This window comes from Pseudonocardia ailaonensis, from assembly GCF_039531635.1.
In the GTDB taxonomy this organism is placed as follows: domain Bacteria; phylum Actinomycetota; class Actinomycetes; order Mycobacteriales; family Pseudonocardiaceae; genus Pseudonocardia; species Pseudonocardia ailaonensis.
On sequence record NZ_BAAAQK010000005.1, the window covers coordinates 272,445 to 285,808 of the forward strand.

General features: G+C 73.7%; 19 protein-coding genes. 13 read left to right on the forward strand and 6 right to left on the reverse strand.

Features of this window, described 5'->3' with window-relative positions; genetic code table 11:
- Positions 1 to 146: 146 nt before the first annotated feature.
- From ABD324_RS09955 to ABD324_RS09985, 7 genes are all read left to right on the forward strand, one after another.
- On the forward strand, positions 147 to 554 hold the full coding sequence (locus tag ABD324_RS09955; protein ID WP_344414805.1) for a response regulator transcription factor: 408 nt from the start codon (positions 147 to 149) through the stop codon (positions 552 to 554).
- 31 nt (positions 555 to 585) lie between these two features.
- The gene (locus ABD324_RS09960; RefSeq protein ID WP_344414807.1) at positions 586 to 882 is read left to right on the forward strand and encodes a Dabb family protein; all 297 of its coding nucleotides are present in this window, start codon (positions 586 to 588) and stop codon (positions 880 to 882) included.
- A 59-nt stretch (positions 883 to 941) separates the two neighbouring features.
- Complete coding sequence (locus ABD324_RS09965; protein WP_344414810.1) at positions 942 to 1,787, forward strand: ABC transporter ATP-binding protein; 846 nt, start codon at positions 942 to 944, stop codon at positions 1,785 to 1,787.
- The gene (locus ABD324_RS09970) at positions 1,784 to 2,431 is read left to right on the forward strand and encodes a hypothetical protein (RefSeq protein WP_344414812.1); all 648 of its coding nucleotides are present in this window, start codon (positions 1,784 to 1,786) and stop codon (positions 2,429 to 2,431) included. Before ABD324_RS09965 ends, ABD324_RS09970 begins: the two co-directional genes overlap by 4 nt.
- Before the next feature lie 121 nt (positions 2,432 to 2,552).
- On the forward strand, positions 2,553 to 2,912 hold the full coding sequence (locus ABD324_RS09975) for a GntR family transcriptional regulator (RefSeq protein ID WP_344414815.1): 360 nt from the start codon (positions 2,553 to 2,555) through the stop codon (positions 2,910 to 2,912).
- A complete protein-coding gene (locus ABD324_RS09980; RefSeq protein WP_344414817.1) occupies positions 2,909 to 3,817 on the forward strand; it encodes an ATP-binding cassette domain-containing protein in 909 nt (302 codons plus the stop codon). The genes ABD324_RS09975 and ABD324_RS09980 overlap by 4 nt, the downstream gene beginning before the upstream one ends.
- On the forward strand, positions 3,814 to 4,536 hold the full coding sequence (locus ABD324_RS09985) for a DUF4052 family protein (protein ID WP_344414819.1): 723 nt from the start codon (positions 3,814 to 3,816) through the stop codon (positions 4,534 to 4,536). The genes ABD324_RS09980 and ABD324_RS09985 overlap by 4 nt, the downstream gene beginning before the upstream one ends.
- A 218-nt stretch (positions 4,537 to 4,754) precedes the next feature.
- Here ABD324_RS09985 and ABD324_RS09990 read toward each other — a convergent pair whose 3' ends face one another.
- Complete coding sequence (locus tag ABD324_RS09990; protein ID WP_344414821.1) at positions 4,755 to 5,303, reverse strand: nucleoside/nucleotide kinase family protein; 549 nt, start codon at positions 5,301 to 5,303, stop codon at positions 4,755 to 4,757.
- A 133-nt stretch (positions 5,304 to 5,436) separates the two neighbouring features.
- Complete coding sequence (locus ABD324_RS09995) at positions 5,437 to 5,826, reverse strand: DUF5313 family protein (RefSeq protein ID WP_344414823.1); 390 nt, start codon at positions 5,824 to 5,826, stop codon at positions 5,437 to 5,439.
- Positions 5,827 to 5,872: 46 nt separating this feature from the next.
- Between ABD324_RS09995 and ABD324_RS10000 the strand changes: the two genes are divergently transcribed.
- Positions 5,873 to 6,319: a MarR family winged helix-turn-helix transcriptional regulator gene (locus tag ABD324_RS10000; protein WP_344414825.1), complete on the forward strand. Its 447-nt coding sequence runs from the start codon at positions 5,873 to 5,875 to the stop codon at positions 6,317 to 6,319.
- Positions 6,320 to 6,365: 46 nt separating this feature from the next.
- Complete coding sequence (locus ABD324_RS10005) at positions 6,366 to 6,839, forward strand: GNAT family N-acetyltransferase (RefSeq protein WP_344414827.1); 474 nt, start codon at positions 6,366 to 6,368, stop codon at positions 6,837 to 6,839.
- 84 nt (positions 6,840 to 6,923) lie between these two features.
- On the opposite strand, the gene ABD324_RS10010 is transcribed toward ABD324_RS10005, so the two are convergent.
- Positions 6,924 to 7,466 (reverse strand): GNAT family N-acetyltransferase, encoded by a 543-nt coding sequence (locus ABD324_RS10010; protein ID WP_344414829.1) that lies wholly within the window; start codon positions 7,464 to 7,466, stop codon positions 6,924 to 6,926.
- Positions 7,467 to 7,562: 96 nt separating this feature from the next.
- Here ABD324_RS10010 and ABD324_RS10015 point away from each other — a divergent pair, with 96 nt between their 5' ends.
- Both ABD324_RS10015 and ABD324_RS10020 read left to right on the forward strand, forming a co-directional pair.
- Positions 7,563 to 9,056, forward strand: coding sequence for a carboxylesterase/lipase family protein (locus ABD324_RS10015; RefSeq protein ID WP_344414831.1), 1,494 nt, complete (start codon positions 7,563 to 7,565; stop codon positions 9,054 to 9,056).
- Positions 9,057 to 9,228: 172 nt separating this feature from the next.
- Positions 9,229 to 9,990: a peptidoglycan-binding domain-containing protein gene (locus ABD324_RS10020; protein WP_344414833.1), complete on the forward strand. Its 762-nt coding sequence runs from the start codon at positions 9,229 to 9,231 to the stop codon at positions 9,988 to 9,990.
- A 290-nt stretch (positions 9,991 to 10,280) separates the two neighbouring features.
- On the opposite strand, the gene ABD324_RS10025 is transcribed toward ABD324_RS10020, so the two are convergent.
- A complete protein-coding gene (locus ABD324_RS10025; RefSeq protein WP_344414835.1) occupies positions 10,281 to 10,529 on the reverse strand; it encodes a hypothetical protein in 249 nt (82 codons plus the stop codon).
- A 152-nt stretch (positions 10,530 to 10,681) separates the two neighbouring features.
- On the opposite strand from ABD324_RS10025, the gene ABD324_RS10030 reads away from it, so the two are divergent.
- Positions 10,682 to 11,326 (forward strand): TetR/AcrR family transcriptional regulator, encoded by a 645-nt coding sequence (locus tag ABD324_RS10030; RefSeq protein ID WP_344414837.1) that lies wholly within the window; start codon positions 10,682 to 10,684, stop codon positions 11,324 to 11,326.
- A gap of 65 nt (positions 11,327 to 11,391) precedes the next feature.
- Here the strand turns inward: ABD324_RS10030 and ABD324_RS10035 are convergent, their stop codons facing one another.
- A complete protein-coding gene (locus ABD324_RS10035) occupies positions 11,392 to 11,697 on the reverse strand; it encodes a hypothetical protein (protein WP_344414839.1) in 306 nt (101 codons plus the stop codon).
- A gap of 64 nt (positions 11,698 to 11,761) precedes the next feature.
- Here ABD324_RS10035 and ABD324_RS10040 point away from each other — a divergent pair, with 64 nt between their 5' ends.
- Positions 11,762 to 12,319: a hypothetical protein gene (locus tag ABD324_RS10040; protein WP_344414841.1), complete on the forward strand. Its 558-nt coding sequence runs from the start codon at positions 11,762 to 11,764 to the stop codon at positions 12,317 to 12,319.
- 383 nt (positions 12,320 to 12,702) lie between these two features.
- Here ABD324_RS10040 and ABD324_RS10045 read toward each other — a convergent pair whose 3' ends face one another.
- Positions 12,703 to 13,356: a class I SAM-dependent methyltransferase gene (locus tag ABD324_RS10045; protein ID WP_344414843.1), complete on the reverse strand. Its 654-nt coding sequence runs from the start codon at positions 13,354 to 13,356 to the stop codon at positions 12,703 to 12,705.
- Positions 13,357 to 13,364: the final 8 nt, after the last annotated feature.

Sequence of the window (13,364 nt, forward strand, 5' to 3'; positions counted from 1 at the left end):
CGCGGGGCCCGGAACAGCCCGGTCAGCCGGTGTCCGTGGGCGGGGCCGCCCGGGGGAGCGGAGGTGGTGCCAGCCCCACCACAGGCGGGTGCCAGGTGCGTCTCAGGTACGGGGCGGACCGTGGAGGGCGACGAGAAGGAGCCGCCATGACCACGACCGCCACCGACCTGCTCGACCGACCGGTCCGGGCCCGCCCACGGGTGCTGCTCGCCGAGGACGCGCCGTCGCTGCGCCGCCTGCTCACGGACGCGCTGCAGGCCGCCGGAATGGACGTGACCGCGGTCGAGAACGGGCGCGCCGCGCTCGCCGCCCATCCCGCGGTCCGGCCGGACCTCGTCGTCACGGACCTGGAGATGCCACAGCTCGACGGCCTCGGGCTGACCCGGGAGCTGCGCGGGCGCGGGGAGACCGTGCCGGTGGTCGTCGTGACCGGGCGGGACGATCCGGACACCCGTGCCGCGGCCGCCGCGGCGGGTGCCGACCGGTTCCTCCCGAAGCCGTTCGGGCTGGCCGAGCTGGGGGAGTGCGTGCGCGGGGCCCTCGGCCGCATGTGACAGCCTGGAGCCCACGACTCCGGGAGGTCACATGATCCGCAACGTGGTGGTGGGGCGCGCCAAGGACGGCGTCACCGACGAGCAGGTCGACGCCGCCGTGGAGGCCATGCGCGGGCTGCGCGTCGAGGGCGTGACGCTGCGGCTGACCGGTGGCCGCGACCTCGGCCTGAAGGAGGGTAACGCCTCGTTCTCGCTGGTCGTGGACCTGGACGATGCCGAGGCCTACAAGGCCTACGACACGGACCCCGAGCACAACCGGATCCGCGCCGAGTACTTCGCGCCGATCTTCGAGTCGATCAGCCGGGTGCAGTTCTCGCTCCCGGACTAGTGCTTCGGGCGGAGGGGCTGCACAAGCGGTACCGGCACGGACCGCCGGTACTCGCCGGGGTGGACCTCGCTCTCGAACCGGGCGCACCCGTGGTGCTCGCCGGGGCCAACGGCTCCGGCAAGTCGACGCTGCTGCGGATCCTCGCCGGCTGCTCCGCACCGACCTCCGGACGGGTGCTCGGTCGGCCGCGGGTCGTCGGGTACCTGCCGGACCGTTTTCCGGCCCAGCTCCGCATGCCCGCGGATGTCTACCTGCGCCATCTCGCGCAGATCCGCGGCGTCGGGGTGGACACGGGGCTCCTGGAGACCCTCGGGTTCACGGGTCGGCGCGGCGAGCCGATGGCGCGGCTGTCGAAGGGCAACGCCCAGAAGGTCGGTCTCGCGCAGGCGCTCGGCTGCGGTGCGGGCCTGGTCGTGCTCGACGAGCCGTGGGCGGGCCTCGACGTCGACGCCGCCGAGGTGCTCGTCGAGCTCCTGACCGGGGTGGACGCGGCGCTGCTGGTCACGGACCACACCGGCCGCGCCGCCCGCATCCCCGGCGCCCGCCACCTCGCACTCGAGTCCGGCGTGGTGAGCGAACGGCACTCTCGCTCACTAGGTGTGAGCGAGAGTGCCGCTCGCTCACCGGAGGCCGGAGCTGCCGGCGCTTCCGCTGGCGCCGGTGAACGTGCCGCTCGCTCACCAGGTAGGAGCGAGAGTGCCGTTCGCTCAGCCGAGACGGCGCCGATTCCCGCCGTGCGGGTCGTGGTGCTGCGGTGCGCGGATCCCGCCGGGCTCGCTGCTGCGCTCGGTGTGGTCGGGCGGGTCGACGGGCACCGGCTCGTGCTGGACGTTGCCGGGTCCGATGTGGATGGTCTGTTGCTGGCGGCGTTGCAGCGCGGCGGGTCCGTGGAGTCGGTGCGATGACCGCGGTCGCCGTGGCCCGCTACCTGCTCTCCGACGCCTGGCGCTCCCAGCGGGTGATCATCCCCGTCGTCCTGCAGATCGCGGTGCTGGCGGTGCTGTTCGGTGGGGACCCCGGCCCGCTGCCCACGCCCTGGGCCGCCTCGATCCTCGCGCTCTACCCCGTCTCCGCCTGGCTCGCGCTCACCCTCGCGAACACCGAGGATCCCGTGCAGCGCAGCGTCACGGTCGCCGCCGCCGGCGGGCCCGGGCCGGTCGCCGCGGGCACTCTGCTCGTCGCGGTCGCCGGGGACCTGCTGCTCACGCTGCTCTCCGTCGCCTGGCCCCTGGTCGCGACGCACTACACCGTGCCCCCGGGCGTCCTCGTCGGAGCGCTGCTGGCCCATCTCGCCGCCGGTCTGACCGGCACCGCGGTGGGATTCCTCTGTGCCCGGCCCCTCGTGCAGCGGATCGGGTGGTCCCTGCTGATCGCACTCGTCGTCGTCATCGCCACGGCGGTGCAGCCGTGGCTGCCGCCGGTGGGCTCCTCGGTGAGCGCGATCGAGGCCGGCGGGCACCCGGGTTCCCTGCTCGTGCCGGTCCTGGTGGCCCTCGTACTGGCCGTCGTGGCCACTGCGGTGAGCTCCACCGTCGCCCGCCGAGGCTGAGTTCCCACAGGTCGAAGGCCTTTTTCGGGATTCCCCCTTGACATCACCACCCTGCTGGTCCGATGGTTACCTACATGAGTAACGAACCAACGGACTGGGACAGGGCGGGGCGGTCGCCGTGATGGACGACGGGAGGCCCCTCTTCCTCCAGATCGCCGAGCAGATCGAGAGCTCGATCATCGACGGCTCGCTGCCGGAGGAGGGCCAGGTCCCGTCGACCAACGAGCTGGCCGCGTTCCACCGGATCAACCCGGCGACGGCGGCCAAGGGGGTGAACCAGCTCGTCGCCGACGGGGTGCTCTACAAGCGGAGGGGGATCGGGATGTTCGTCAGTACCGGGGCGCGCACGCAGCTGCTGGAGCGGCGCCGCGAGGAGTTCGCGAAGCAGTTCATCGCCCCGCTCCTGGCGGAGGCCCGCAAGCTCGGGATGGAAGCCGAGCACGTCAAGAAGATGATCGACGTCTGGGGGGACGACGAATGACCACGGTGAAGATGCGCGGGGTGACGAAGCGCTACGGCAGCTTCCTCGCGCTGGACGACGTGAGCCTCGAGCTCCGCGAGAACACCATCCACGGTCTGCTGGGCCGCAACGGCGCCGGCAAGACCACCGTCATGCAGATCCTGACGGCGCAGAACTTCGAGACCTCGGGAACGGTCGAGGTCTTCGGCGAGCACCCGTACGAGAACGCGGAGGTGCTCGGCAAGGTCTGCTTCATCCGCGAGGCGCAGAAGTACCCGGACGCCTTCCGGGTCCGCGACGCGCTGGCCGCGGCCGCGCTGCTGTTCCCGAACTGGGACGCCGGGTTCGCGGCCTCGCTGGTCGAGGACTTCCAGCTGCGGCTCAAGCAGACGATCAAGAAGCTCTCCCGCGGCCAGCTGTCCGCGGTCGGGGTGATCATCGGCCTCGCCTCGCGGGCGCCGCTGACCTTCTTCGACGAGCCCTACCTGGGACTCGACGCCGTCGCCCGGCAGCTGTTCTACGACCGGCTGCTCGCCGACTACGCCGAGAACCCGCGCACGATCGTGCTGTCCACGCACCTGATCGACGAGGTCAGCGACCTCATCGAGCACGTCGTGGTGATCGACCGGGGCCGGATCCTGATCGACGAGGACGCGGACGTGCTCCGCGGCCAGGCCGTGACGGTCACCGGCCCGACGGCGGCGGTCAAGGCCTACATCGACCGGGGGGCCGAGGGCTACACCGAGCTGCACCGCGAGGAGCTGGGGGGCTTCCTGCGGGTGACGCTCCAGGGTGCCGAGCCGGTGCCGTCGCTGCGCAGCGAGGGGCTCGAGTTCGAGCCGGTGTCGTTGCAGCAGCTCGTTGTCCGCACCACGCAGCAGGCCACGTCCGAGCTGCACGAGAACCGGAAGGTGGCAGCACGATGACCACCGCAGTCGCGCCCGCCCGGCGCCTCCCGCGGCCGCTGCAGGTGGCCCGGATCCAGACCCTGAACGTCCCCGTCCAGATGATCATGCCGTGGGGCGTCCTGGCGCTCTCGTTCGTCGTCAACCTCGTGATCTTCGCGCTCGTCCCGAACGACGGGAGCCCGAAGATCACCGGCGCGATCATCACGATCTACATCTTCACGCTGGTCACGCACCTGGTGACGATGACGCAGATCTTCCCGTTCGCCCTGGGGCTCTCGGTCACCAGACGGGACTTCTTCCTGGGCAACGCCGGCTTCATCGTCGTCCAGTCCGCGGTCCAGGGGCTGCTGATGACCCTCTTCCTGGCGGTGGAGGAGGCGACGAACGGGTGGGGCCAGCAGATGCACTTCTTCTCGGTGCCCTTCCTGGTCACCGGCAACTGGTTCACCCAGTGGCTCGTCTACACGGTGCCGTTCCTGCTGTTCAGCTTCCTGAGCGTGGTCGGCGGCACCGTCTTCAAGCGGTTCGGGCAGATCGGGATGTGGACCGTCGGACTCCTGGGCCTGGTGCTCGGCGGCCTCGCGGCGATCCTGATCACCTGGCAGAACGCCTGGCCGGCCGTCGGGCGCTTCTTCGCGGACACGTCGCCGCTGGCACTGTTCGCGGGCTACCCGGCGATCCTCGCCGCCGTCGCCGCGGCGGTCGGGTACCTGCTCCTGCGACGCGCCATGCCGTGATCTCCGGGACCGGACATCCGGTCCCGGGGATCGGCCCCGGCGGGGGCGACCGTGACGGCGGGGGAGCCCACGGTCGGGGGCAGGTTCGGCCGGTCGATCTCGACCGGGGGAGGTCGCGGCGGACGGGCGGGGGGCCCGGGCGCAGGCGGCCGTCGAGATCGACCGGGACGCCTCCTCCGATCACCAGCGGGCGGTGAGGGGCCGAGGCCCGCTGGTGATCAGGGTGGCGGTGTCCTGAGGGTGTCCACGACGAGGTCGGCGTGCTCCGCGGTGCGATCCACCGCGAAGTGCGCCGCTTCGTCGTGGGCGAAGGCGGCGCGGTGCGGGGCGTACCCCGGCCAGTCCGGTCGGGCGCGCAGCCGCCGCTCCCGCTCCCCGGGCGGGCAGTCCGCCCAGATCAGGGTGCTGATCACCGGCCGCAGCGCAGCCGCCCCGGACCCACACCCCTCCAGCACGACGACCGGGACGACGGCCTGGGTCCGCGGGTGCGGGGAGCGCTCCTCCCGGGGCCAGTCCCAGGGCCACCAGCGGGCGGGCTCGCCCCGGAACAGCGGGGCGCCGATCCACTCCAGCGCCAGCGGGATCGACGCCGTCAGCCCCGACCAGCCCGGATAGAGCTCCTCGACCGAGATCACGGGGGCGTCGAGAGCCCGTCCCAGCTCCCCGGCCAGCGCGGACTTCCCCGATCCGGAGAACCCGTCGACGGCCACGAGCCGGCACCCACCGGGCCCCGGGGCGCGCTCGAGCACCGCGGCGGCGAGATCCACCCGCCCAGTCTGCCGCCCGACGCCCCCACCCCCGCGAGTCGGCACTTTTCGGAGGCCGAGTCACACGCTCACGACGTCGCAGATGTGCGACTCGGCCTCCCGAAACTGCCGACTCGCGGGGGTTCGGGACGGGTCAGCGCCAGCGTTCGTCGTAGCGGGCCTGGGCGGCGGAGCGGTCGTCCGCCGTGGCCTCGCTCCGGACCAGGGCGGCGTGGCCCTGGGGCCAGCCGGCCTTCATCGCCCGGTGCTCGGCGGACTCGTTCAGGTACGCGAACGAGTAGAAGAAGCCGATCAGCAGGCCGCCGATGACCGCCATGGCGCGCACCCAGGACTCGCCCGGGATCACCACGTACAGGGCCACGGCGAAGGGCGCGAGCTGCACGGCGGCCCGGCCGAAGTGGCGCAGGGCCCAGGTCCGGCAGGTGACGTCGTGGAGCACCCAGTCCCGGTTGCGGGCCGGCAGGCCCGCGCCGAAGGCATAGGCGAGCCAGCGCAGTGGCCCCGGCCGACGGATCTCCGTCATTCTTCTCACCCCAACTCTTGGTGCACAAACAATGTAGGCTGCGAGGGTGCCGACGCGCCAGGGAAGCGACGAGGATCTCCTCCGCCTCGACCGACAGGTCTGTTTCGCGCTGGCGGTCGCGGCCCGGAAAGTCATCGCGCTGTACCGCCCGCTGCTCGAGCCGATGGGCCTCACGCACCCGCAGTACCTGGTGATGCTCGCGCTCTGGGAGCAGGAGCCGCGCTCGGTCACCGAGCTCTCCCGGGTGCTCGCGCTCGATCCCGGCACGCTGTCGCCGCTGCTCAAACGCCTGGAGGCCGCCGGCTACGTCGACCGACGGCGGGTACCCGGCAACGAGCGGACGCTCGCGGTGTCGCTCACCGCGGAGGGCCGGGCGCTGCGGGAGCAGGCCGAGCGCATCCCGCCGGCCGTCGTCGAGCGCCTCGGCATGCCGATCGAGGAGCTCGAGAAGCTCCGCGGTGTGCTCGACGGAGTGATCGCGGCGAGTCGCTGAGCAATTCGCTGGACCCGGGCGCCCGTGGGGGCCACCCTCGGCGGCGATGTCCGTCGAACTCCGCCCCCTGGACGAGCCGCTGCTCGTCGCCCTGCTCGACGCCGCTGTGGCCGGCGCCGAGCCGGACGACGTGATGCCGCCGGTCGAAGGCCGTCCGGGATGGACGGAGGCCCGGCGGGCCGCCTTCCTCACCTTCCACCGCAGCCGCTCCCTCGGCGCCGCGGACCCGACCGAGCAGACCTTCGCCATCGTCGCGGACGGGGCGGTCGTGGGTGGCGCCCGTCTGGAACCGGTCGAGGACGCGGTGGAGGTCGGGATCTGGGTCGCCCGGCAGGCCCGGGGCCGCGGGATCGCCCGGGCGGCCGCCCGCGCGCTCGTCGACATGGCGGAGGGCCCGGTCGTCGCCGAGACGGCGGCGGGGAACGTCGCCGCGCTCGGCGTCCTGAACGGCCTCGGCGCCCGGGTCAGCGAGGTGGCCGGCAGCGTGCACGCCGAACTGGGCGTCCCGGCGGCCCGCTGACACCTGAGCGAACGGCACCGCCGCCCACCAGATGTGAGCGAGGGTGCCGTTCGCCCCGCGGAGGTGAGCGAAGGTTCCGTTCTTTCACCAGGTGGCGCGCGCGAAGCGGTAGACGTGGTGCAGCGGCGGATCGATCGGGTTGTCCGGCTCCATGTGACAGCTGGCGATCCGGTCCGCCCCGGCCTTCTCCAACGACCGCCACGACCGCTGGTTCCCGGCGACCACCGGGATCAGGATCTCCTGTGCTTGCGGATAGTTCTTCCAGGTGTCCTCGACGGCCTCGCGCAGCACCACCGGGCCGAGCCCGTGGCCGATCCGCGCGGGATCGCCGATCAGGTAGTCCAGCGACACCGCCTCGACGGGCACGGGGACGTGGGGGGTGAGCTCGGCGACGTACTCGGGGTAGTCGTGCAGCCGGAACCGCTGCACCAGCCCGATGTCGTCGCCGTCGACCGTCACCACCAGGTCCTCCGACGGTTCCTCGCCGCGGGCCGCGGGCCCGAAGTCCCGCTCCACCGCCTCGGGCGACGTCTCGTGGTTCCACCAGCGCGCGACGTGCGGCTCCTGCAGCCAGCTGCGCAGGAGTGGGAGGTCGGCGGCGGTCAGCCGGCGGAAGGTGACGCTCATGGAGGACGAAAGGTACTCGCTCCGGGGCGTTGACAGCGGGAGCGGCGCCGGGCAGCGTGCGGCGGGATCACCGATCTGTGGCAAAGGAGCCGACGGATGCCGGACAACCCTCGGGTCACGCTCGCCGCCGGCGCCGTCGAGGGGCGGTGGCACGAGGGGGTCGCCGCGTTCCTCGGCATCCCCTACGCCGCACCGCCGTTCGGGGCGAACCGGATGACGCCGCCGCGGCCGGTCGAGCCGTGGGCGGGCGTGCGCGACGCCGGGAGCATGGGCCCGACCGTGCCCAAGGGCGACTACCCGCCCCAGTACCAGCCGCTGCTGCCCGAGGTCGTGATCCCGGGCGAGGACTGCCTCAACGTCAACGTGTGGACGCCCGATCCCGGCGCGGGCGGGCTGCCGGTCCTGGTGTGGATCCACGGCGGCTCGTTCATGAACGGCTCGAACTCGGTCGCGGAGTACGACGGAGCGGCGTTCGCCCGCGACGGCGTGGTGTGCGTGACGGTCAACTACCGGCTGGCCGCGGAGGGCTTCCTCCACCTGAACGACGGGGTCGCCAACCTGGGGCTCCAGGACCAGGTCGCGGCGCTGGAATGGGTGCGGGACAACATCTCCGCATTCGGTGGCGATCCCGCGCGGGTCACGGTGGCCGGCGAGTCCGCGGGCGCCATGAGCGTCACCACCCTGACGGCCATGCCCTCGGCCCGCGGCCTGTTCGCCCGGGCGATCACCCAGTCCGGGGCGTGGGCGCACACGCTCACCCCGGAGCTCGGGCTCAAGGTCGGGCGGCTGCTCGCCGAGTCGCTCGGCGTGGAGCCGACCCGGGAGGCGATCGCCGGGGTGCCGTTGGCGCAGCTGGTGAAGGCGGCGTCGGACCTGGTGGTGGAGGTGCAGACCGCACCGGACCCGCAGAAGTGGGGCAGCCTCGCGCTGAGCCTGCTGCCGTTCGCCCCGGTCGTCGACGGCACAGTGCTGCCGGAGGACCCGCTGGCCGCGGCCCGCGCGGGCCGGACCGCGCCCGTCGACATGCTGACCGGCTGGAACCGCGACGAGGCCCGGCTCTTCCTGGTCGCCCCCGGCGCGATCGACCATGTCGACGAGCCGACCCTGGTCGGCGGGGCCGCGGCCTACGGGCTGGGGCCCGAGGGTGTGGCGGCCTACCGGGAGGCCCGGCCCGGCGCGAGCCACGGCGACGTGCTCGCCGCACTCGTCAGCGACTGGTTCTTCGGGGTGCCGGCGCAGCGCTACGCCGAGGCCCGCATCGACACCGGCACCGGCCGGACCTGGGTCTACCGCTTCGACCACCCCGGCCCCGAGGCCAACGGCGGGCTCGGTGCCTGCCACGCGGTGGAGATCCCGTTCGTGTTCGGGACGGCGGAGGCGCCGACGGCGCGCCGGCTGGTCGGCCCGGACCCGTCGCCGGCGGTGACGGAGGCGGCGCACGGGGCGTGGACGGCGTTCGTCACGCGCGGCGACCCGGGCTGGGACGCCTACGACCGGGACCGTCGGATCACGGGGCTGATCGTCGAGAAGGTGGAGGCGGTCCCGGACCCGAACCGGGCGGAGCGGCTGCTCTGGGAGGGGATCCGGTAGGGATCGTCGGCGCGGGCCGTCGGACGCTCCTCGGGGTCCACCGGTTGGGGGACAGCGGGATCGTCCGGTGCATCGGCCGTCGGGCCGACGGTCCGGGGGCTCTGCGGGGAGCAGTGTCGGAGGGGTCGGAGCGCACCACACCGGACGCCCCCGGATCCCAGGAGAGCCCGCCATGAGCACCACCACCTCCGCCCCCACCGCTCCGGAAGGCCCGGAGGGCCGCCCCACCGATCACGGCACCCCGCAGTACCCGACCGCGCAGATCCCGACCGCGCAGATCCCGACCGCGCAGTACCCGACCGCGGACCACCCGGCGCCGCAGTACCCGGCGACGTCGCAGGGGTCGGCCGGCACGTACGGCACCGGGCGGCCGGCGAACCCCTACGGCATCGCCGCCTACGCCGACCTCCCCGCCGGCCTGACCTACGGGTTCGGCGACGGCATGGGCGCGACCCACGCCGGTCCCGCCGCCCCGCGGTCCGGCCGCGGGAAGGCCGTGGTGATCGGGCTGGGCGGGCTCGTCGCCGCCGCGGCGGTCGCCACCGGGCTGATCGTCGGCCTGAGCGGGGGCCCCGTAGCGCCGGCCGCGGCCCCCACGATCCCCGCGGCCTCGGCGGCGGCCCACACCGTGCACGGCTACGCCGGGCTCACTCCCGTCGTCCGCACCGCCCAGCCGGTGTCGCCCGCGCGCCCCGTCGCCCCGGTCGTCCCGCCGGCCCGGCCGACCATCCCGGTCGGCACGCTGCAGCAGGAGCTCGGGCAGCTCAACTACTACGAGGGCCCCGTCACCGGGCAGATGAACGCGCAGACCACGCAGGCGATCACCTACCTGCAGCGCGACGCGCACCTGCCACAGACCGGGACGATGGACGCGGCGACGCAGGCCGCGCTGAGCCACATGCTGGCCACCGGCAACAACCACATGGCCGGCTGAACGGACCCCCGGCGCGGACGACCTGGCGGCGTCCGTGTCGGACGATGCTCCCAGGGCACGGGAGCGGGCCCGGCGGGCCGGCCGAGCGGACCGGTCCGCCGGGTCTTTCGTGTCGGACGGTGACGCTGCCGGCGCGGGCGACGGTGAGGCGCGGCTCGGCGCCCGCCGGTGCTGCCCGTGTTAGTCTCCTGCCAGTTTGTGGCAATACTGGGTGATCGTTCTGGCGGCTCGACGCCCACGCCGGACGGGGCCGGTCCCTCGCGGACCGGCCCCGTTCCCCGTGCTCCCCGTCAGACGTGCGCGCGCAGCTCCTGCTCGACACGCTCGCGGTCCCGGTCGGCGGGGATGCTGCCGTTCCGTGGGGCCGCCGGCCGGACGCGGCTCGCTTGGCCGGGGAGGAAGGCCATGGCGGCCAGCATGGCCAGCGCGACGGCGACGGCGACGTGCTCGCTCGAGGCGAGCACGATGGCGATCCCGGCCCCGGCGACCAGGGCGAGGGCCTTCCACTGGGTCGTGGTGGGGCGGGGCAGGGAGATCATGGCGGACTCCGTTTCGTGGTGCGGGGGTCGTTCCCCGATGACCCCACGGTCGTCCTGATCGGGCTCCGGCGCCGTCGGCCTGACGGGCCCTCCTCGGACGACACGGCGTCGGGCGATCGGGGGACGTCGGGCGGTCGGGGGACACTGTCCCCGTGGAACGGGAGCTGATCTGGATGCGGCCGGAGAAGGCCGCGACGGGGCGGCCCGCCGGGCACAGCCGCGCGGAGATCACCACGGCGGCGATCCGGCTGGCGGACCGGGACGGGCTCGCGGGAGTCTCCATGCGCAACGTCGCCGGCGAGCTGGGCACCGGCGCGGGCACGCTGTACCGCTACGTCCTCGACCGCGACGACCTGCTGGACCTGATGGCGGACGAGGTGGCGGCCGAGTACGACCTCGACCCCCCGACGGGCGACTGGCAGGCGGACCTGGTCGCCTTCGGCCTGCAGGCGCGGGAGATCCATCGCCGGCATCCCTGGCTGGCCGAGCTCGTGCTCACCCGGCCCGTCACGGGACCGCACGGGATCGACGCCACCGAGCACGTCCTCGCGGTGCTCGCCGATCATCCGGCGCCGGACTCGGACAAGCTGGTGGCGCTCGCGATGCTCACCGCGGTGGTCGCGGCCGCCTCGCGGTCGGAGGCCTCCGCGGTCGACGCACTGCGCAGTGCGCGGTACGTGGGTCATGTCGCGGCGCAGGGGAACCATCCGCATCTCGCGGCGCTGCGGGTGGATCCGGCGCCGGGCGATCCGCTCCCCGACGCGCTCCGGAAGATCGTCAGCGGGCTGCTGGGCTGAGCGCTCACCTCCCGCCCGGGACCGCATGGCAGCGGTTCGTGCGCGGAGCGGTGGGGTGGAGGAGCTCAGCGCTCCGCGAGGGCCTCGATCGCCGCGCGCCAGCGCCGCTCCCGGGTGGCGGAGTCCTGCTCCCACCACGGGTCCCCGCGCTCCCCGAGCCCCCGCTTGGCGGCGTCGACCCGGTGCCGCGCGGCCTTCACCGCCTCCTCGTCACCGGCGTCGCGGGAGGTGCGTACGGCGGAGCGCGCCCGGCCGAGGTGTCGCTGCAGCTCGTCGCGGATCTCCTCGGGGATCTCGGGATCGGTTGCGCGCCAGCGCCTCCCGTTCACCACGATCCATCGCCCGTCGGGCGTCCGTTCGGGACTCGGCACGGCTTGCCAGCCTGCCCGGGGTGGATGGTTCCCGCCATCGGGACCCGGATGTCAGACTGCCGGCGTGCGCGTGGGTATCGCTCATCATCTCGGCTGGGCCGTCGCGGTCACGGCCTCGGCGGAGCACCGGGTCGTCGACCGCCGCCGCATCGAGCTGGTCGAGCCCGGGATGGCGGCCGCGCCCGTCCATCACGAGGGCAAGTCCCTCCCGGACGCGGCGTTCGCCGAGCTGCTCGCCGAGGTGCGGGCGTCGGTGCACCGGGCCTCCGCGGCGGCCCTCGAGGAGCTGGCGGCCCTGGGCCCGATCCGGTCCCTCTCGCTGTGCGCCTGGGACCCGGACTTCCCGCAGGACCTCGCCACCCAGCGGCGCGTGCCGTACGAGGCCCGCGCCGACTCCGTCATGTACCGCACGATCCTCGACGACGTCGCCCGCGCCCGCGGCTGGGCCGTGCACCTCTACGACGCCAAGAGCGTGGAGGCCGCCGCGGCCCGGGTCCTCGGGGACCGCGCCCACGAGGTGCTCCACGGACCGCGAGCGGCACTCGGCCCGCCGTGGGCCAAGGACCATCGCGTGGCCCTGGCGGCGACGGTGCTCGCCGGCCCGGACCGCTCGCCTGCGTGATCGACTCGCCCGATCGCACCCGGCGCTGCTCGGACCCCAGGTACAGCACGGCGTTCGCCGCGTCCTCGGGTTCCAGCGGTACCGCCCGTGGGCGGCCCTGCGCGACGACCTCCTCGAGGTCCGCGGGCGTGGCGGCCGGGGTCCGCGTCGTCGCCACCACGACGTCCGCACCCCTGCGGGCCACCGTGCGGGTATGTGCCCGATCCGGCCGTGCCCCGCGGCCGGGCGGGCCGGGGTTCCGGCCCGCCCTGGGCGTCACTTCTTCTTTTTCTTGCCCTTCTTGTCCTTCTTCTTCTTCTTCGACATGGCGCACCTCCCATCAGGTGCCCGTCAACCTAGCATTGACGAATGAGCTGTCAACCTGCACGGACGGGTTCACCTGGTCAGGCACGGGCGATGCCGGCGATCTGGGTGTTGAAGGGCACGAAGGGGGTGTGCAGCCGGAACGGGTCGATCCCGACGTGGTCGAAGCCGGCGGCCCGGAGCGCGACGGCCAGGTCCCGCTCGCAGGAGCAGCCCTCGAAGGTCCACGCCCACGGCCGGCGCAGCACGCGCTGCACCCACCGGGTGGGGGTGCCGTCCTTCGCGGCGACGTGCTCCACGAACCGGTAGGTGCCGCCGGGCCGCAGGATGCGCCGGACCTCGGCGAGCACGGCGGCGGGATCGGCCACCGTGCACAGCACCAGCGAGGAGATCACGCAGTCGACGCTGCGGTCCGGCAGGCCGGTGTGCTCGGCGACCCGCTCGCGGAGGTCGAGATCGATGCCGTGCCGGTGCGCGGCGGCCTGTAGCCGGCGGTGCATCGGGACGTTGGGCTCGACGGCGACGAGCGTCGATCCCGGGGACAGGTAGCGCAGGTTGGCCCCCACCCCGGCCCCGAGCTCGACGACGGTGGTGGGCAGGTCGGCGAACACGCGCCGCTTGTGGGGGCGCAGGCTCTGCTCGAGGACCGGGCCCATCGCGCCGAAGAACGCGGCGTTGAAGGCGCCCCGCCCGCGGTGCACGACGAATCCCGGTGTCAGATCGATGTCGGTCACGCCGTCCA

What these genes read in the sequence shown, in the direction of transcription:
- ABD324_RS10010 (WP_344414829.1), bottom strand. Translation starts at nt 7,466, where the DNA reads ATGAGCGTCACCTTCCGCCGGCTGACCGCCGCCGACCTCCCACTCCTG.
- ABD324_RS09980 (WP_344414817.1), top strand. Translation starts at nt 2,909, where the DNA reads ATGACCACGGTGAAGATGCGCGGGGTGACGAAGCGCTACGGCAGCTTC.
- ABD324_RS09955 (WP_344414805.1), top strand. Translation starts at nt 147, where the DNA reads ATGACCACGACCGCCACCGACCTGCTCGACCGACCGGTCCGGGCCCGC.
- ABD324_RS09995 (WP_344414823.1), bottom strand. Translation starts at nt 5,826, where the DNA reads ATGACGGAGATCCGTCGGCCGGGGCCACTGCGCTGGCTCGCCTATGCC.
- ABD324_RS10025 (WP_344414835.1), bottom strand. Translation starts at nt 10,529, where the DNA reads ATGATCTCCCTGCCCCGCCCCACCACGACCCAGTGGAAGGCCCTCGCC.
- ABD324_RS09975 (WP_344414815.1), top strand. Translation starts at nt 2,553, where the DNA reads ATGGACGACGGGAGGCCCCTCTTCCTCCAGATCGCCGAGCAGATCGAG.
- ABD324_RS09960 (WP_344414807.1), top strand. Translation starts at nt 586, where the DNA reads ATGATCCGCAACGTGGTGGTGGGGCGCGCCAAGGACGGCGTCACCGAC.
- ABD324_RS09970 (WP_344414812.1), top strand. Translation starts at nt 1,784, where the DNA reads ATGACCGCGGTCGCCGTGGCCCGCTACCTGCTCTCCGACGCCTGGCGC.
- ABD324_RS10015 (WP_344414831.1), top strand. Translation starts at nt 7,563, where the DNA reads ATGCCGGACAACCCTCGGGTCACGCTCGCCGCCGGCGCCGTCGAGGGG.
- ABD324_RS09985 (WP_344414819.1), top strand. Translation starts at nt 3,814, where the DNA reads ATGACCACCGCAGTCGCGCCCGCCCGGCGCCTCCCGCGGCCGCTGCAG.
- ABD324_RS10005 (WP_344414827.1), top strand. Translation starts at nt 6,366, where the DNA reads ATGTCCGTCGAACTCCGCCCCCTGGACGAGCCGCTGCTCGTCGCCCTG.
- ABD324_RS10020 (WP_344414833.1), top strand. Translation starts at nt 9,229, where the DNA reads ATGAGCACCACCACCTCCGCCCCCACCGCTCCGGAAGGCCCGGAGGGC.